Source organism: Sphaerotilus montanus (assembly GCF_013410775.1).
In the GTDB taxonomy this organism is placed as follows: Bacteria; Pseudomonadota; Gammaproteobacteria; order Burkholderiales; family Burkholderiaceae_C; genus Sphaerotilus; species Sphaerotilus montanus.
Genome location: NZ_JACCFH010000001.1, coordinates 2,478,652 through 2,495,874 on the forward strand (window position 1 = coordinate 2,478,652; position 17,223 = coordinate 2,495,874).

Here is a 17,223-nt window from a genome sequence, read left to right on the forward strand (position 1 = left end):
GCCCTGTCGCCACGGCGTTTCCCCTGATTTTCCGGACCGATCCCGATGAGCCATTTCTGGAACCAGCGTTTTGCCGAACCCGGCTACAAGTACGGCACCGCGCCGAATGCCTTCCTGCAGGCCGAGTCGCCGCGGTTGCCACCCGGCGGGCGGGTGCTGGTGCCGGGGGACGGGGAAGGGCGCAACGGTGTCTGGCTGGCACAGCAGGGTCTGCAGGTCTGCTCGGTCGATTCGTCGCAGGTCGGGCTGGACAAGGCGCGCGCGCTGGCGGCCGGGCGCGGGGTATCGCTGGACATCGAGGCGGGTGATCTGGAGGTGTGGGCACCGATGCCGGGCACGTGGGATGCGCTGGTGCTGGTCTTCGTGCACCTGCCGTCGGCCTTCCGTGCAGGGGCCCATCGTCGGCTGGCGCGGGGACTGGCCCCGGGCGGCGTGGTGATCGTCGAAGCCTTCCATCCGGACCAGATCGGGCGCACCAGCGGCGGCCCGAAGGACCTCGACATGCTGTACACGCTGGCGCAGTTGCGCGACGACTTCGCCAGCCTGTGCGACGAGCTGGTCGGCTGGGAGGGCGAGGTGTTGCTGGACGAGGGGCCGGGGCACCAGGGCCCGGGATGCGTCACACGGTACGTCGGGCGACGGCGCGGCGGCTGAGTGGATCCGCTGGGCGGCCTGAAGATGCTGATTCCCGCAGAATTGACCGGGGTTCTGCAGGCTCTTCGGGCCACAGGATCAGGTCGGGCTGTTGATACTTCACTCAGCGTATTCCCGCATGCAGGGAACGCGTCGAGTCCTGTCGCTACGAGCCCACCATGCCCCAATTCATCCGCAATCTTCGACTTTCGCGCAAATTTTTCCTGCTGAGTGTGGTCGCTGCGGGGGTGCTGCTGCTGCCGTTGTCGTACTCCGTGCGCAGCGTCGAGCAGGATCTGGCACGCGACCGGGCCGAGCTGGCGGGCATTGCGCCCTCCCGGGGACTGTTGCGCGTGGTCCAGCTCACCCAGCAGCACCGTGGCCTGTCCACTGCGGCACTGGGCGGCAAGACCGATCTCGAATCCCAGCGCAGCGCCCGCCAGGCCGAGACCGAGCAGGCGGTCGAGGCGTTCGGTGCACTGCTCCCCCAGCTGGACGAGTCGCCGCGTCTGCGTGCGGAGTGGGAGCAGGTGGCTGGCGAGTGGCGTGCGCTGGCCAAGGATGTGGCGGGCCGCAGCGTGACGGGGCCGCAGAGTTTCGAGCGTCACACGGCGCTCATCAACCGCGTGCTGGAACTCCACGATCTGGTGATGGATACGTCCGGGCTGACACTGGAAGCCGATCCAGATGCCTACTTTCTCGCCGTTTCCACCCTGCAGAAGGCCCCTGTGCTGTCCGAACTGCTCGGTCAGTTGCGGGCCCTCGGGGCGCTCGCACTGTCCAGCCAGGCGATGACGCCCGACCAGAAGGCCCGCATGCTCGTCCTGGGGCATCTGTCGCAACTCCAGTTGCGCGAGGTATCGCTCAATCTGGAGAAGGTCTTCGCCCTGGATCCGGCGGCCAAGGAGCGGCTGGCCGGCCATCTGGACCGTGTCCAGACTGCCACCGCCGCAGCGCAGAAGCTGGCGCGGGAACAGATCGTGGAGGCTGCGGCGCTGACCCTGGCCCCGACCGACTATTTCAAGGCGATGACGGAATCGATCGACCAGGTCTACGGGCTGCAGCAGCAGGCCGGCGAGGTGCTGGAGGCGAAACTGACGGCCCGCATGCGGGAGACCCGCCAGTTCGAGTGGCTTCTGGTCGGAACCTGTCTGTTGCTGAGCGCGCTGGGGATGGCGCTGGGTCGGACGGTGACACGTTCGATTTCGGATGCGGTCGAATCGGCGCGCGCCTCGGCCGTGCGCATTGCGGCCGGAGACCTGAGCAACGCGCCACCGGCCACTTCCAGCGATGAACTGGGCGAATTGATGACAGCGATGGCGGCGATGCAGGCTTCGCTGATCCGGGTGGTGGGCAGCGTGCGCCAGAACGCCGACAGCGTGGCCACGGCCAGCGTGCAGATCGCCCAGGGCAATCTGGACCTGAGTGCCCGCACCGAGCAGCAGGCCAGTGCGCTGGAGGAAACGGCCGCCACGATGGACCAGCTCAACACGACCGTCAGCAACAACGCCGACAGTGCCCAGCAGGCCAACGCGCTGGCCCAGAGCGCCACCAGCATCGCGGTGCGCGGTGGCGAGATGGTGGGGCAGGTCGTGGAGAAGATGGACGGCATCAGCGCGGCGTCGCGCAAGATTGCCGAGATCATCGGCGTGATCGATGGCATCGCCTTCCAGACCAACATCCTTGCGCTGAATGCCGCGGTGGAGGCGGCGCGGGCCGGCGAGCAGGGCCGCGGCTTTGCCGTGGTGGCGGGCGAGGTGCGCTCGCTGGCCCAGCGTTCGGCCGCTGCGGCGCGCGAGATCAAGGGGCTGATCAACGCCAGTGTCGAACGTGTCGAACAAGGCTCTGCGCTGGTCAACCAGACCGGGCGCACGGTCGACGAGGTGGTGGATGCCATCAAGCGCGTGAGCGAGATCGTGGCCCGGATCAGTGCGGCGAGCGCCGAGCAGAGTCTCGGTGTGCAGCAGGTGGGACAGGCCGTCAGCCAGATGGACCAGGTGACGCAGCAGAACGCGGCGCTGGTCGAGGAGTCGGCGGCCGCCGCGGAGGGACTCAAGCAGCAGGCCCACGATCTGGTGCAGGCGGTGGCGTTGTTCAAGCTCGGGAGCACAGGGGCTGCAAGCGCGGGCACCATGGCACATCTGCCGGTCGCGAACGACGCCTGGAGTGGCGCCGAGCGCCGCAGCGAGGACCGGGCTGGCAATGTGACCCGTCCCGATTTCGTGCAGAAGAAGACGGCCCAGTCGGTCCCGCACCAGCCGCCCTACGCGGCACCGGCCGTCCCTGCGCCACAAGAGGCTTCGCCCGAGCGTACTGGCACCGATGACTGGGAGCGCTTCTGAGCCGCTGCATCGCGACAGAGGTCGCAGATGGGCCGTGCCCCCGGTCAGAAGTCGGTCGGGCGCAGCACGAAGGTGCTCTCGGCTCCTGAGGTGAACCGGCGCGAGACCGCTGCGGTGATGTGCTCGGCGTTGGTCACGAGCAGTTCGGAGAAGCTGGCGTTCCGGTGTGCGGGCTTGAAGCGGGCTCTGCACACGGATTCGCTCAGGTAGGCGACGACTTTCGTGTGGGCCAGACCGAACTGGGCCAGGCCGGCGGATTCATTGAGGTGGAAGGGCGTTCCGGGGTGGAGACTTGGGATGGGCTTGTCCTGGTGGGGGCAAAGAAAAACGGGTCAGGAGCCTGAGCACCTAACCCGTTGATTTCCTGCTGAATTCTGGTGGCCAAGGGCGGAATCGAACCACCGACACGCGGATTTTCAATCCGCTGCTCTACCAACTGAGCTACTTGGCCTTCAAGAGAACGCTATTATGACACGTGAATTTCAAACCGTGCAATAGCTACGCACGAAAATATTTCCGGGCGATCAACCCGCACCGCGTTTGTTGCGGGTGAGGTCAACGCCCAGTTGCTTGAGCTTGCGGTACAGGTGGGTGCGCTCGAGTCCGGTGCGCTCGGCCACGCGGGTCATGCTGCCGTTCTCGCGGGCGAGGTGGAACTCGAAGTAGGCCTTCTCGAACGCGTCGCGGGCTTCGCGCAGCGGACGGTCCAGCAGGAAGATCTGCTCGGCCTGCGGGCCGCTGGCCATGGTGATGCTGGGCGCCAGGTTCGAGCCGCTGCCATTGACCTGGCTGTGGGAGGCTGCAGCGTAGTGGGCGGTTTCTATGGCGGGCAGATAGTCCGCGCGTTCGATGCGTGCCAGTCCCTGGCTGCCCATCTCGGGTGCGCTGGTGCCACCTGCCGGTGCTGCGCCGCGTGGCGCAGGCTTGGACAGGCCCTGCTCGACCGCACGCAGCAGTTTCTGCAGCGTGATCGGTTTTTCAAGGAAGGCCATTGCGCCGTACTTGGTGGCTTCGACCGCGGTGTCGATGGTGCCGTGGCCGGACATCATGATCACCGGCATGTTGAGCTGCGAGCCGGTGCCCCACTCCTTGAGCAGGGTGATGCCGTCCACATCCGGCATCCAGATGTCCAGCAGCACCAGATCGGGGCGCTGGCGTTCACGCAGGGTGCGTGCCTGAGCGGCGTTTTCGGCCAGCTCGACGCTGTGCCCTTCGTCGGTCAGGATTTCTTGCAGCAGGGCACGAATGCCCATTTCATCATCGACGACAAGAATATTGGCCATGGGTGATCAGGACGCGCTGACGTCGGCAGAGGGTGGGCGAGCCCACCGCGAAAAGGAAATGGACACCTGCGCCCCGGTTCGCGTCGGTCCGTGGGCAGCTTCCTGTGTTTCGTCGGACAAATTGTTCAACCGGATCTTGGCGCCGTGTTCCTCGACGATCTTCTTGACCACCGCCAGCCCGAGACCCGTGCCGCGGGCTTTGGTGGTGACGTAAGGTTCGAACGCACGTTTCAGGATTTTTTCTGAGAAACCGGGGCCATTGTCCACCACCTTGAGACGAATGGCACGCGCCGCGCCGTCTTCCAGCCGCGTGGCCTCGGTCGAAATGGTGACCTGCCCACCCGGCTGGTCGTCCACCGCGTCGAGCGCATTCTGGACCAGATTGTGGATGACTTGCCGCAACTGGCTTGCATCTCCAGCCAACGCCGGCAGATCGGGTGCCAGTTGGGCGTGGAGCCGGCCGCTTTCCTGCTGCACCGCGTACAGGCCGAGCACCTCGGTGACCAGCGCGTTCAGGTCGATCGGCAGCAGCTGGGCGGCCGGCAGGCGGGCGTAGTCACGGAATTCGTTGACCAGCGTCTTCATCGACTGGACCTGCGCCACGATGGTGCCGACCGAGCGCACCAGCATCTGCTGGTCCGTGCCTGTCAGTTTCGCTTCGAGCTTGTGCTGCAGCCGTTCGGCCGACAGCTGGATCGGCGTGAGCGGGTTCTTGATCTCGTGGGCGAGCCGCCGAGCGACCTCGGCCCAGGCGACGCTGCGCTGCGCCGAGACCACGTCGGTGATGTCATCGAACACGATCAGACGAGCGCCTTCCGGCAGCATCGCACCCCGCACGAGCAGGGTCTGGCCCGATTCGGCGTGGCCAAGCGCCAGCGCCTCCTGCCAGTGGCCGCGGCCGGGCTCGCCGGGTTCGCTGGTGTCGAGATCGGCGCCGTGGGTCGCGAAGTGCCGGGCGACCGTGTGGGCAAAGGCTTCCAGACCGGGCAGGCGGTCCAGCGTCTGTCCGGTCCAGTCGCTCGGCGCCACCCGCAGGATGCGGGTGGCGCCGGGGTTGACGGTGTTGATGGTGCCGTCGGCGTCGAAGACGATCACGCCGGAGGTGAGGTTGTCGAGGATGGTCTGCAGGTGGGTCTTGGCGCTCTCGACCTCGGCCAGGCTGCGCTGCACCAGTCCGCGCGCGTCGGCGAGCTGCTGCGTCATCACGGCGAAGGAGCGGGTCAGTCCGCCCAGTTCGTCGCGGGAGGCGAAGACCTCGGTCGGACTCAGGTCGCCGCTGGCCACCTGGCGCACACCCTCGGCCAGCATCACCAGCGGCCGGCCGAGCTGGTGGCCGAGGCCGGCCGCCATCAGCAGCGCGCTGAAGACGCCGAGGATGAGCGTCAGCGTCAGCGTGCCGATGTACATCTTGCGCAGACCGCCGCGGCCGAGGGCGCGTTGCTGATACTCGCTGTAGGCGGTCTGCACGCGCAGGGCATTGGCGGCCAGCTCCGGCGGCACGAGCTGGGTGACCTGCAGGTAGCGGTCCTCGCTGCCGAGGCTGAAGCTGTTGGACGGCATCCAGGCGATCGCTCGCACGCGTGCCTGGCTGGCGGACTTGTCCAGCGGGTCGGGTGGGGTGTCCGTGTCCAGACCTTCGAGCTGGGCGAAGACGCGCAGGTTGCGCGCTTGGCGCATCATGGTGCCGGTCGGCCGGTCGGGCAGCATGGCGGCTCCCACCACGCCGCCCGCCGACACGATCACCTGCCCGGTGGGCGACAGCAGCGCCACGCTCTGTGCCGAAAGCTGCTCGCGCAGGCGCTCCAGCGTCAGCAGCTTGAGCCGGTCGGAGTTTTCGGTCGCGTTTTCGGCGGCCAGGCGGGTCTTGGTGGCGACGTCGTTGACCAGCAGCTGCAGCGTGGTGCGGCCGAGGTTGAGGCCGGATTCGAGCGCGCCCTCGACCTGGACATCGAACCAGCTCTCGATCGAGCGCGAGACGAACTGGTAGGACACGCCATAGATCAGCGCCCCCGGCAGCACGCCGACGAAGGCGAAGATGGCCGCCAGCTTGAACAGCAGCTTGCTGCCGAACTTGCCGTGGCGCATGCGCCGCGCCAGGTGGGTCAGGGCGACCAGGATCACCAGCCCGAGGGCGGCGGCCACGCCGATGTTGACCCACAGCAGCCACTCGTAGTGCCGCTCGTACAGGGCCCGGTTGTTGGTGGCGATCGAGAGCAGGAAGGCCAGCACCAGCACGGTGCCACCCACCGCCAGCAGGGCGATCAGCAGGGTCCAGCGCAGGGAACGGCGGCTCATGTCGGCAGGGTCAGTCGGGCAGGGCGATGGTACGCGCCACACCCAGTGTCCATTCCGGCTGGCTGCCGATGCCGATCTGCAGTGGCCGGGGCAGCTGTTCGGTGTCGAGCCTGTAGGTGAACTCGATGTAGCAGCGGTCTTCGTCGGCCGACACCTGGTCGGCGATGCGCCACTGGCTGAAGCGCTGCAGCGCCCGCAGCGCTTCGCCGAGCGAGCGGTAGGTCTGCGACAGGCCGCCCTGGCTGACCTTGTAGCTGAAGGTCAGCGGCTGGTAGGCGATGCGCCAGGTGCGTGCGGCGCGGGCGAGTTCCTTGTCGCGCCAGTACCAGCGCGAGCGCATCAGCACCGCCTCGGCCAGGAAGTGCAGCGCCACACCGCGCTGCAGCGCATCTTCCACACCCGCCGGCAGGTCGAAGCGGGTCTCGAAATTCACCAGCACTCCCCGTTCGCTGCGCTGGGCGTCCAGGCGCAGCAGGTCCAGTGCCTGGGCCGGCACCGCGGCCAGCAGCAGGCTGAACAGTGCCAGGCACAAGAGCGCCGCCTTGCGCAGGCGCTTCAGCCCGCCAGGGCAGCGGGCGTCGCGGGCGCAGTGAATCGGGGGCATCGACACGAGCGGCACGGTGGCGTGGGACCGGGGCTTCCGGAGTGGGGAACGGACGGATCAGGGCTGCTTGTCCAGCCGGGCGTAGAAGAATCCGTCGCCGGCCGGGACGTGCGCGGGCACCGTGGTACCTGCTTGCGGCGGATTGTCGGTCAGCGGCAGCAGGTGGCCGGGGGCCGGTCCGGCGCTGGCGTCGGCATGGCGTTGCAAAAACGCCGAAATCTGCCCGGCGCCCTCCGCCCGGAAGACCGAGCAGGTGGCATACACCAGCCGGCCACCCGGGCGCACCAGCGGCCACAGCGTGTCGAGCAGCGCGCGCTGGGTGCGGGCAAGGTCGCCGATGTCGCTGGCGCGGCGCAGCCAGCGCACGTCCGGATGGCGACGCACGATGCCCGAGGCGCTGCAGGGAGCGTCGAGCAGGATGGCGTCGAAGGGCCGGCCGTCCCACCATGCGGTGGTGTCGCGGGCGTCGGCGGCGGCGGTGCGGGCGCCGAGCAGGTGCAGGCGCGCCAGCGTGTCCTCGACCCGCTTCAGGCGGACGGCGTCGCTGTCGAGGGCGAGCAGTTCCAGATCCGGCCGCAGCTCCAGCAGGTGTGCGGTCTTGCCGCCCGGTGCGGCGCAGGCGTCCAGCACGCGGGCGCTGGCGGGCAGGGCGTCCGGCCCGGTGCCCAGCAGCAGCGGGGCGGCGCGCTGCGCGGACAGGTCCTGCACCGAGACCCGGCCTTCCGCGAAGCCCGGCAGTTGCTGCACCGGCACCGGCTGGTCCAGCACGACCGCGTGGGCGCCGACGGCCACCGCGCCCAGACCCGCCGCAGCGAGTTCGGCCACGTAGCGGGCGGCATCGCCATGGCCGGCATGGACCCGCAGCATCATGGGCGCGGCCTGGTTGGCTTCGGCCAGCAGGTCGGTCCACTGGCGGGGCCAGTCGCGCTGCAACTGGTCGATCCACCAGCGCGGGTGCTGGTGGCGGGCGACCGGCAGCGTCGCTTTCAGGTCGGCGACCAGCGCGTCCCGCTCGCGCAGGAAGCGGCGCAGGATCGCGTTGACGAAGCTCGCGCTCTTGGGGGCGATCTGGTGCGCGCAGGCGACGGCCTGGTCGACCAGCGTGTGGTCCGGGTAGGGGGCGGCGGCGTCCGGCCAGAGCAGGGCCAGCGCGGTGATCAGCAGCGCATCGACGCGCGGCGGCGGCATGCGCGGGGCCAGGCGTTCGCGGGCGGCCTCGGCGCCCCCCATCCAGCGCATGACGTGGAAGCTCAGGGACTGGGTGCCCGGACGGGCGGGCGCGGGGCAGGCGGCCAGCGCTTCCGTCAGTGAGCGGCCGTTGCGGACGGCAGCGACGGCGTCGGCCGTGTGGGCAAGCAGGCGGGACAGCGGCAGGCTGTGCGCGTGGGAGGAGGTGGCGGCGGTGGAGTTCACGGGCGGCAGTCTACGTGCCGCCGGCCTGCAGTTCCTGACCGGAGGCCATCTCGGTCTGGATGAAGTGGCACGACAGGGCTGGCGGCTGCGGCGTGTCGAGCAGCGCGCAGGCCAGCCAGAGTGCCTCGGCGGCCACCGGCAGGCCTTCGCCGGCATGCACGAGCAGACCCGGGCGGGTGGTGGCCGCGTCGGTCCAGAGCCGTGCCAGCACCGGGCGGTGCATCCAGCCCAGCGCCTGCAGGGTCTGCAGTGCGCGGCCCAGGCCGTCCACGTCGGGCACGTGGCAGGTCGGCGGGTGGGCCTCGGCGCCCCAGACGCCGCGCATCACCGTGTCGTACCAGGTGGTGCCCGCCGCGCCGACGAGGACCCCCGCCACGTCCGGTGCACCTTCCGGAACCATGCGGGCGAGGTAGGCGGTGAATTGCGCGATGGCCTGGCGCAGCGCGAGCGGCAGGTGTTCGAGTTCATTGTGTTCTCGCATGCCACCGCGGTGGGGACGGGTCGGTCCGGCCAGCCGGTGGCGCACCACGAGCCAGGCCAGCCGGTCGAGCGGGCCGATCTGGCCGTCGGCGCACATCATGCGGCGCAGGCTCTGCAGCAGGGCCTGTCGCTGTTCCAGCGGTTCGCCGGCGCAGGGCCGCAGCAGCATCGCCAGCGCCGGGAGGCGGGCTTCCGGTGGCAGTTGCCGTGTCCAGCCGCGCACCAGGGTGTTCGCCTCGACGCCGCGGGTGGCGTCCGCCCAGGCGCGCCGTTCGCGGTCGCTGTCCGGGGTCATCAGCAGCGCGAGCACGGCCGCCCGGCATGCACCCTCGGTGCGCAGCTGCGCCAGCCGGGACCACGCGTCCTGCGATTCGGGGTCCAGCCGGGGTGGTGCGCGCAGCAGGAGCGGGGCAGGCATGGAAAAAAGTGGCAGATTCGGCAAGTGTTGGCATCCTGCCCCCCGAAGTGCAGGCTTGTCCAGCCGAAAAGTGTTTCCGCAAGCCAGCGTTCAGAGCAGCGGCATCGGTTTGCTGGGCTGTCCCGCCAGACGCAGGGTGGCCTGCCCGGACAGCAGCGGTGCCGCCTTGAAGCCCCACGCGAGCGCGACCAGCGTGGTCGGGAAGACGTGCAGCGCGTGGTTGTAGCGCTCGGCTTCGCGGTTGTAGACCAGCCGGCTGATGTGGATCTGCTCCTGCAGCGCGTCACGCTGGCGCAGCAGTTCGGTGATGGCGGGCTCGGGGCCGAGGCCGGAGGTCAGGTCCTGCAGCTCGCCGACCAGTGTGTCGAGCAGGGTGCCGAGCGACTCCTCGGCGGCGCCGACCACCTGCAGCGCATTGCCGCGCATGCCGCGGGCCTGCGCCTCGTCGGTGGCGCGGCCGGCCTGCCGGGCGGCGTCGATCAGTTGGGCGGCGACGGGCTGCTGGTCACCGGACAGCAGCGGGCGGGCGGCCTGGGCCAGCGCCAGTGCCACGGCGTGGCGCTGGCGCAGGTGGCTGGCCAGGGGACCGTAGCTGTGGTGGGTCTTGGCGCGCAGCCGCTTGAGGCGCTTGTAGGCGCCCAGCATCCAGAACGCCAGCACCGCCAGGATCACCAGGGTGGCAATGTCCATCGCGTGTCTCCAGGATGGCGGCGCGGTGGCCGCCGGGGGTCAGCCTGCGTCGGCCAGCCAGGCCGCGTGTCCCTTGTGGCGCAACTCGCACGCCGGACAGTGGCCGCAGCCGTGGCCCCACGGGTGGCGCTGGCCGCGCTCGCCGAGGTAGCAGGTGTGGGTGTGCTCGATGATCAGCTCGACCAGCGTCCGCCCCCCCAGCTGTTCGGACAGGTCCCAGGTCTGCGCCTTGGTCAGGAACATCAGCGGCGTTTCCACCGTCATCGGCGTGGCCAGCCCGAGCGACAGCGCCACCTGCAGCGCCTTGAGCGTGTTGTCGCGGCAGTCCGGGTAGCCCGAATAGTCGGTCTCGCACATGCCGCCGACCAGCACCGATGCGCCCCGGCGGTAGGCCAGCGTCGCCGCGAAGCCGAGGAACAGCAGGTTGCGGCCGGGCACGAAGGTGTTCGGCAGCCCGTTCGCTTGGAATTCGATTTCCCGCTCGGCGGTGAGCGCGGTGTCGGAGAGCTGCCCGATCAGGCCGAGGTCGAGCACATGGTCGTCGCCTAGCCGGTCGGCCCAGTGCGGGAACTGCGCGCGCAGCTCTTCGCGCACGGTCAGCCGACAGTCCATCTCGATCAGGTGGTGCTGGCCGTAGTCGAAGCCGACCGTCTCGACGCGCCGGAAACGCTCCAGCGCCCAGGCCAGGCAGGTCGTCGAGTCCTGTCCGCCCGAGAAGAGCACGAGGGCGGTGCGCGGGTCGCGGGCGGCAAGGGGGTTCATTGGCGGATCTCGCCCTGGCCGAGCACGACCCACTTCATCGAGGTCAGCCCCTCCAGCCCGACCGGGCCACGGGCGTGGAACTTGTCGGTGGAGATGCCGATCTCGGCGCCCAGGCCGTACTCGAAGCCGTCGGCGAAGCGCGTGCTCGCGTTGACCATCACGCTGGCCGAGTCCACCTCGCGCAGGAAGCGCATCGCGTTCGGGTGGTTGGTGGTCAGGATGGCGTCGGTGTGGTGCGAGCTGTAGCGGTTGATGTGGGCGATGGCCTCGTCGAGCGTGTCGACCACCTTCACGCTGATGACGGGGGCGAGGTATTCCTCCGACCAGTCGGCTTCCGTCGCGTCCACCACGGTCGCGCCGGGCACGTCCGACAGGATCGCCTTGGCGCGCGGGCAGGCGCGCATCTCGACGCCCTTCGCGGCAAAGATCGCGCCGATCTGCGGCAGGAACGTCGTCGCCTGGTTCACATGCACCAGCAGCGACTCGGTCGCGTTGCAGGGGCTGTACTTCTGCGTCTTGGCGTTGTCGGTGACGACGAGCGCTTGCGCGATGTCCACCTCAGCGTCGATGTAGGTGTGGCAGTTGCCGTCCAGGTGCTTGATGACCGGCACCTTGGCCTCGGCCGAGATGCGCTCGATCAGGCCCTTGCCGCCACGCGGGATGATCACGTCGACAAACGCCGGCATCGCGATCAACTGGCCGACGGCGGCACGGTCGGTGGTCTCGACGAGCTGCACCGCGGTGGCGGGCAGGCCGGCTTCGACCAGCGCGGCCTGCACCAGCTTCCACAGCGCGAGGTTCGAGTGGATCGCTTCCGAGCCGCCGCGCAGGATGCAGGCGTTGCCGCTCTTGATCGCCAGCGACGCCGCTTCGATCGTCACGTTCGGGCGGCTCTCGTAGATCATGCCGAACACGCCCAGCGGCACGCGCATCTGGCCGACGCTGATGCCGGTCGGGCGGCGCTTGACGCCGGTGATCTCGCCGACCGGGTCCGGCATCGCAGCGAGCTGTTCGCAGCCTTCGGCGACGGTGGCGATGACCTTGGCGCCGAGCTTCAGGCGGTCGAGCATCGGGCCGGACAGGCCGTTCGCCGCGGCGGCGTTCAGGTCGAGCGCGTTGGCGGCGTCGAGGGCGGCGACGTTGTCGCGCAGCAGGCGGGCCAGGGCCAGCAGCGTGCGGTTCTTGGCGCTCGTGGAGGCGGCGGCCATCCGGGTCGCGGCGGCGCGGGCGGCCTCGCCGACGCGGGTCATGTAGGCGGGGATGTCCTGGGTGTTCATGCGGCGAATTGTCGCAGAGCCCCGCCGGGCCCGGGCTCAGCCCTCCTGAGCCGCGATCTGCCGCAGCGCCTGCTCGAACACCTCGACCGGCTGCCCGCCGGAGATCAGGTGCCGGTCATTGAGGATCACCGCCGGCACCGAGCGGATGCCGGCCTGCTGGTAGAACGCTTCCTGCTCGCGCACGTCGTAGGCGTAGGCATCGCTGTCGAGCACGGCCCGCGCCGCGTCAGTGTCCAGCCCGGCAGAGGCCGCAGCCGCCAGCAGCACCGCGTGGTCACCCGGGCTCAGCCCGTCGGTGAAGTACGCCTTGAACAGCGCGTGCTTGAGCTGGCGCTGCGCCTCGGCGGATTGCAGTCCGGCCCAGTGCAGCAGCCGGTGCGCATCAAACGTGTTGTAGATCCGGCTGCGCTTGCCCAGGCCGAACGCGAAGCCGACGCCCGCGCCGCGCTGGCGGATGGCTTCGGTGTTGGCGGCGACCTGCTCGGCGGAGATGCCGTACTTCTCGGTCAGATGCTCGACGATGGCCTGGCCTTCGGCGGGCATCGACGGGTTGAGCTCGAAGGGCTGGAAGTGCAGCGTGGCCTGCACCTCGGGGCCGACCCGCTCAAGCGCCTGTTCCAGTGCGTTGAGCCCGATGGCGCACCACGGGCAGGAGACGTCGGAGACGAAATCGATTTTCATCTCCGAAGCATCGCACGAAGGCTCAGCCGACAAACCCTTGGGGATTCATCGACTGCCAGCGCCAGCTGTCCTGGCACATCTGGTCGATGCCGCGCTCGGCCTTCCAGCCCAGCACGCGCTCGGCGGCGGCCGGGTCGGCGTAGCAGGCGGCGATGTCACCGGGGCGGCGGTCGACGATCTTGTACGGGACCGGGCGGTCGCTGGCGCGCTCGAAGGCCTTGACCACGTCGAGCACGCTGTAGCCCTGGCCGGTGCCGAGGTTGACCGTGACCGAGGACTTCGCTTCGAGCAGGTGGCGCAGCGCCGCGACGTGGCCGGCGGCGAGGTCGACGACGTGGATGTAGTCGCGCACGCCGGTGCCGTCCGCGGTGTCGTAGTCGCCGCCGAAGACCTGCAGGTGGGCGCGCTTGCCGACGGCGACCTGGGTGACGTAGGGCATCAGGTTGTTCGGGATGCCGCGCGGGTCTTCGCCGATCAGGCCGCTGGCGTGGGCGCCGACCGGGTTGAAGTAGCGCAGGTAGGCGATGGCCCAGCTCGGGTCGCACGCTTCCAGCTCGCGCAGCATCTGCTCGCCCAGCAGCTTGGTCATGCCGTAGGGGTTGGTGGTCGAGAGCGCGCAGTCCTCGGTGATCGGCAGGCGCTCGGGCTGGCCGTAGACGGTGGCCGAGGAGCTGAACACCAGCGCCTTGACGCCCTGGTTGCTCATCGCGGTGGCGACGCTGACCAGGCCGCCGAGGTTGTTGCGGAAGTATTCGAGCGGCTTCTGGGTCGACTCGCCGACCGCCTTGTGCGCGGCGAAGTGGACGACGGCCGAGACGCCGTGGCGGGCGATGATGTCCTCCATGCGGGCGGTGTCGTTGACGTCGGCCTCCTCGAAGACCGGCTGTTCGCCGAGCAGGGTGGTCAGGCGCTCCAGCACGACCGGCGAGCTGTTGGCGAAGTTGTCCACGCCCAGCACCTTGAAGCCGGCTTCCTTCAGGGCGATCCAGGTGTGCGAGCCGATGTAGCCGGTGGCGCCGGTCAGGAGGATGGTAGGCATGGGTGTGGGGTGTGGTGAAAGAGTGAGTGGATGGACAGTCAATGGAAAACCGTGCTGCGAATTGTGGCAAACCCTGAACCGGATCCGCTGATTCCTGCATGAATGGTGGTGCTCCAGCCCTGTCGGCTGCGCAATTTGACCACCCACCTACAATCACGGCATGTTTGAAGCCCTGCTGGAACCCCTGGGACGCGAGGCCCTCGGCCGCGTCACCCTGCTGCTCAACCACGTGCTGAGCGCCGAACCCGAAGCCACCCGTCGCCTGACCACCCAGGTCGGTCGCACCGTCGGCGTGCAATGGCGCCAGTGGCCGGCGATGCTGCCGCCGCCGCCGCGCGCGGTGTGGAGCATCTCGCCGGCCGGTCTGCTCGACCTGGACGAGGACCTGCTGCTCGTGCCGGTCGGCGTGGGCGAGGACCAGACGCTGATGGTTACGCTCGACGGCACCGAGCTGCTGGGCTGGGTGTTCGGCGGCATGGCCGGGCGCCCGCCGATGGACATCCGTGGTGATGCGGCGCTGGCCGCCGAGGTGAGCTGGCTGGCCGAGAACCTGCGCTGGGACATCGAGGACGACCTCGCCCGCGTGGTCGGCGACGGCCCGGCGCGGGTGCTGGGACAACTCGGCCGCGGGCTGACGCAGGCGGTCGGGGCCTTCGTGCAGCGCGTGCGCGGCGCGGCATGAAGCACTGGCCGCGGCTGGCCCTGATCGCGTGGGTGCTGCTGCGCCACGGGCTGGACCAGCTGGTGCTGGCCCGGGCGCCACGACCTGGTCTGCGTCTGCTGGCGCGGGTGCTGTCGATCGGACGCCGGTTTGACGCGCCGCGCGGCGAGCGCCTGCGGCTGGCCTTCGAGCAGCTGGGACCGATCTTCGTCAAGTTCGGCCAGGTGCTGTCCACCCGGCGCGACCTGCTGCCGCCCGACATCGCCGACGAACTCGCCAAGCTGCAGGACCGCGTGCCGCCCTTCCCGAGCGCGCAGGCCCGCCAGATCATCGAGCAGTCGCTCGGCAAGCCGATCGAGGCGGTCTTCTCGCAGTTCGATGCCGATCCGGTCGCCAGCGCCTCCATTGCGCAGGTGCATTTTGGGGTGCTGCACGACGGGCGGCAGGTAGCGGTCAAGGTGCTGCGGCCGAACGTGCTGACGGTGATCGACGCCGACCTCGGCCTGCTGCGCAAAGGCGCGGAGTGGCTGGAGCGGCTGTCCGCCGACGGCCGGCGCCTGCGTCCGCGCGAGGTGGTGGCCGAGTTCGACAAGTACCTGCACGACGAGCTGGACCTGGGCCGCGAGGCCGCCAACGCCGCGCAGCTGCGCCGCAACATGAGCGGGCTGGAGCTGCTGATGGTGCCGGAGATGGTCTGGGACCACATCAGCCAGAACGTGCTGGTGATGGAGCGCATGGTCGGCACGCCGATCAGCCAGGTCGAGCAGCTCCGCGCCGCCGGGGTCGACATCCCCAAGCTTGCCCGCGACGGCGTGACCATCTTCTTCACCCAGGTGTTCCGCGACGGTTTCTTCCACGCCGACATGCACCCGGGCAACATCATGGTGTCGACCGCGCCGGCCACCTTCGGGCGCTACATCGCGCTCGACTTCGGCATCGTCGGCACGCTGGATGCGCGCGACAAGGAATACCTGGCGCAGAACTTCATCGCCTTCTTCCGCCGCGACTACCGGCGCGTGGCCGAGCTGCACATCGAGTCCGGCTGGGTGCCGCCGGGCACGCGGGCGGATGAACTCGAAGGCGCCGTGCGCGCGGTCTGCGAGCCGCACTTCGACCGCCCGCTCAAGGACATCTCGCTCGGCCAGGTGCTGATGCGGCTGTTCCAGACCTCGCGCCGCTTCAACGTCGAGATCCAGCCGCAGCTCGTGCTGCTGCAGAAGACGCTGCTCAATGTCGAGGGCCTCGGCCGCCAGCTCGACCCGGAACTGGATCTGTGGAGCACCGCCAAGCCCTTCCTGGAGCGCTGGATGAACGAGCAGATCGGCTGGCGCGCGCTGGTCAGCCAGCTCAAGAACGAGGCGCCGCGCTACGCGCATTTCCTGCCCGAGCTGCCACGGCTGCTGCACGAGGCGCTCCTGGCGCACACGGCGGCGGCGGCCTCCACGTCCGGCCCGTCACGCGAGCTGATGGACGCCTTGCTGGTCGAGCAGCGCCGCACCAACCGGCTGCTGCAGGCCTTTGGCTGGGCGGCGGTCGGCTTCCTGCTCGGCGCCCTGGCCGTCCAGGTGCTCCACCGCCTGGCTCCTCTATAATTCCTGTTTCGAATCAAGGGTTTAGCGATGCCGATCTACGCCTATCGTTGTTCCTCCTGCGGGCACGCGAAGGACGTGCTGCAGAAGATGTCCGATCCGGTGCTCACCACCTGTCCTGCCTGTGGCGCCGAAGCGTTCGCCAAGCAGGTGACGGCCGCCGGCTTTCAGCTCAAGGGCTCTGGCTGGTATCAGACCGATTTTCGCGGCGGCACGGCAGCCCCGGCGGCGGCCGCTGGCGCCACGGCGGCGGCCACCCCGGCCGCATCGACCTCGACCGACAGCGGTGGTGGCGCTGCCAGCGCCGCGCCGTCGGCCCCCTGCGGCGGCTCCTGCGCCTGCCACTGAAGCGGATCGACCGTGAAAAAATACATCGTTGCCGGCCTGCTGGTCTGGCTGCCACTGGCCATCACCATCTGGGTGCTGACATGGGTGCTGGGCCTGCTCAACAGCGTCTTCCAGACGCTGCTCGACGCGGCCACGGCCGTGCTGCCGGCCAGTGCGCACGCGCTGCTGGAGCGGCTGTCGTCGATCCCCGGTCTGGGCGTGCTGACGCTGCTGACGATGATGCTGCTGACGGGCATGTTCGTCGCCAACTTCGTCGGGCAATGGTGGCTGCGGCAGTGGCACCGGGTGATGTCGAACATCCCGATCGTCAAGTCGATCTACACCTCGGTCAAGCAGGTGTCCGACACGCTGTTCTCCAGCAGCGGACAGGCCTTCCGCGAGGCCGTGCTGGTCGAGTACCCGCGTCGGGACTGCTGGACCATCGCCTTCGTCACCGGCAAGCCCGCGGGTGAGGTGGCCGCGCGCATGGGCACGCCCGCGGACACCGAGTTCGTCAGCCTGTACGTGCCGACGACGCCGAATCCGACCTCCGGCTTTTTCCTGATGGCGCCGCGCGCGGATGTGCGGGCGCTGGAGATGAGCGTGGACGAGGCGCTCAAGTACATCATTTCCATGGGCGTGGTCGCGCCGCCGGTGCATGCCGCACCGGCCGTCGCCGTCGCCGCGGTCCCCCACTGAATCCAGAGATTCCAAAGAAAGACACCACCG

General features: G+C 69.3%; 17 protein-coding genes and 1 tRNA gene. 6 read left to right on the forward strand and 12 right to left on the reverse strand.

Annotation, left to right across the window (positions count from 1 at the left end; all coding sequences use genetic code 11):
* Nucleotides 1-45 precede the first annotated feature (45 nt).
* Together BDD16_RS11190 and BDD16_RS23315 are read left to right on the forward strand one after the other, a co-directional pair.
* Entirely contained in the window at nucleotides 46-654 is a 609-nt protein-coding gene (locus BDD16_RS11190) for an SAM-dependent methyltransferase (protein WP_179634027.1), read from the forward strand.
* Between the two features lie 158 nt (nucleotides 655-812).
* Nucleotides 813-2,975 (forward strand): methyl-accepting chemotaxis protein, encoded by a 2,163-nt coding sequence (locus BDD16_RS23315; RefSeq protein WP_179634028.1) that lies wholly within the window; start codon nucleotides 813-815, stop codon nucleotides 2,973-2,975.
* A 44-nt stretch (nucleotides 2,976-3,019) separates the two neighbouring features.
* Here the strand turns inward: BDD16_RS23315 and BDD16_RS11200 are convergent, their stop codons facing one another.
* The 12 genes from BDD16_RS11200 to galE form a co-directional block, all read right to left on the reverse strand.
* Entirely contained in the window at nucleotides 3,020-3,169 is a 150-nt protein-coding gene (locus BDD16_RS11200; RefSeq protein ID WP_179634029.1) for a hypothetical protein, read from the reverse strand.
* Between the two features lie 181 nt (nucleotides 3,170-3,350).
* Nucleotides 3,351-3,426, reverse strand: a tRNA-Phe gene (locus BDD16_RS11205).
* A 73-nt stretch (nucleotides 3,427-3,499) separates the two neighbouring features.
* Nucleotides 3,500-4,258, reverse strand: coding sequence for a response regulator (locus tag BDD16_RS11210; RefSeq protein ID WP_179634030.1), 759 nt, complete (start codon nucleotides 4,256-4,258; stop codon nucleotides 3,500-3,502).
* Between the two features lie 6 nt (nucleotides 4,259-4,264).
* A complete protein-coding gene (locus tag BDD16_RS11215; RefSeq protein ID WP_179634031.1) occupies nucleotides 4,265-6,553 on the reverse strand; it encodes a sensor histidine kinase in 2,289 nt (762 codons plus the stop codon).
* Nucleotides 6,554-6,563: 10 nt separating this feature from the next.
* Complete coding sequence (locus tag BDD16_RS11220) at nucleotides 6,564-7,157, reverse strand: DUF4390 domain-containing protein (protein WP_179634032.1); 594 nt, start codon at nucleotides 7,155-7,157, stop codon at nucleotides 6,564-6,566.
* Between the two features lie 57 nt (nucleotides 7,158-7,214).
* Nucleotides 7,215-8,570 carry a 16S rRNA (cytosine(967)-C(5))-methyltransferase RsmB gene (gene rsmB / locus BDD16_RS11225; RefSeq protein WP_310732882.1) on the reverse strand — a complete coding sequence of 452 codons (1,356 nt, stop codon included), beginning with the start codon at nucleotides 8,568-8,570 and terminating at the stop codon, nucleotides 7,215-7,217.
* A 10-nt stretch (nucleotides 8,571-8,580) separates the two neighbouring features.
* Entirely contained in the window at nucleotides 8,581-9,468 is an 888-nt protein-coding gene (locus BDD16_RS23005) for a hypothetical protein (RefSeq protein WP_246332522.1), read from the reverse strand.
* 90 nt (nucleotides 9,469-9,558) lie between these two features.
* Complete coding sequence (locus BDD16_RS11230; protein WP_179634034.1) at nucleotides 9,559-10,158, reverse strand: LemA family protein; 600 nt, start codon at nucleotides 10,156-10,158, stop codon at nucleotides 9,559-9,561.
* 39 nt (nucleotides 10,159-10,197) lie between these two features.
* Complete coding sequence (queC, locus tag BDD16_RS11235) at nucleotides 10,198-10,920, reverse strand: 7-cyano-7-deazaguanine synthase QueC (protein WP_179634035.1); 723 nt, start codon at nucleotides 10,918-10,920, stop codon at nucleotides 10,198-10,200.
* Nucleotides 10,917-12,197, reverse strand: a complete 1,281-nt coding sequence (locus tag BDD16_RS11240) for a glutamate-5-semialdehyde dehydrogenase (RefSeq protein ID WP_179634036.1) — start codon at nucleotides 12,195-12,197, stop codon at nucleotides 10,917-10,919. Before BDD16_RS11240 ends, queC begins: the two co-directional genes overlap by 4 nt.
* Before the next feature lie 36 nt (nucleotides 12,198-12,233).
* Entirely contained in the window at nucleotides 12,234-12,878 is a 645-nt protein-coding gene (locus BDD16_RS11245; RefSeq protein WP_179634037.1) for a DsbA family oxidoreductase, read from the reverse strand.
* 22 nt (nucleotides 12,879-12,900) lie between these two features.
* Entirely contained in the window at nucleotides 12,901-13,917 is a 1,017-nt protein-coding gene (gene galE / locus BDD16_RS11250; protein WP_179634038.1) for a UDP-glucose 4-epimerase GalE, read from the reverse strand.
* 160 nt (nucleotides 13,918-14,077) lie between these two features.
* Here galE and BDD16_RS11255 point away from each other — a divergent pair, with 160 nt between their 5' ends.
* The 4 genes from BDD16_RS11255 to BDD16_RS11270 are packed head-to-tail and all read left to right on the forward strand — an operon-like array spanning nucleotide 14,078 to nucleotide 17,193.
* On the forward strand, nucleotides 14,078-14,599 hold the full coding sequence (locus BDD16_RS11255; RefSeq protein ID WP_179634039.1) for a hypothetical protein: 522 nt from the start codon (nucleotides 14,078-14,080) through the stop codon (nucleotides 14,597-14,599).
* Nucleotides 14,596-16,170: a ubiquinone biosynthesis regulatory protein kinase UbiB gene (gene ubiB, locus BDD16_RS11260; RefSeq protein ID WP_179634040.1), complete on the forward strand. Its 1,575-nt coding sequence runs from the start codon at nucleotides 14,596-14,598 to the stop codon at nucleotides 16,168-16,170. Before BDD16_RS11255 ends, ubiB begins: the two co-directional genes overlap by 4 nt.
* A 27-nt stretch (nucleotides 16,171-16,197) precedes the next feature.
* A complete protein-coding gene (locus tag BDD16_RS11265) occupies nucleotides 16,198-16,515 on the forward strand; it encodes an FmdB family zinc ribbon protein (protein ID WP_179634041.1) in 318 nt (105 codons plus the stop codon).
* A 12-nt stretch (nucleotides 16,516-16,527) separates the two neighbouring features.
* The gene (locus BDD16_RS11270; RefSeq protein WP_179634042.1) at nucleotides 16,528-17,193 is read left to right on the forward strand and encodes a DUF502 domain-containing protein; all 666 of its coding nucleotides are present in this window, start codon (nucleotides 16,528-16,530) and stop codon (nucleotides 17,191-17,193) included.
* The last annotated feature ends 30 nt before the right edge of the window (nucleotides 17,194-17,223 follow it).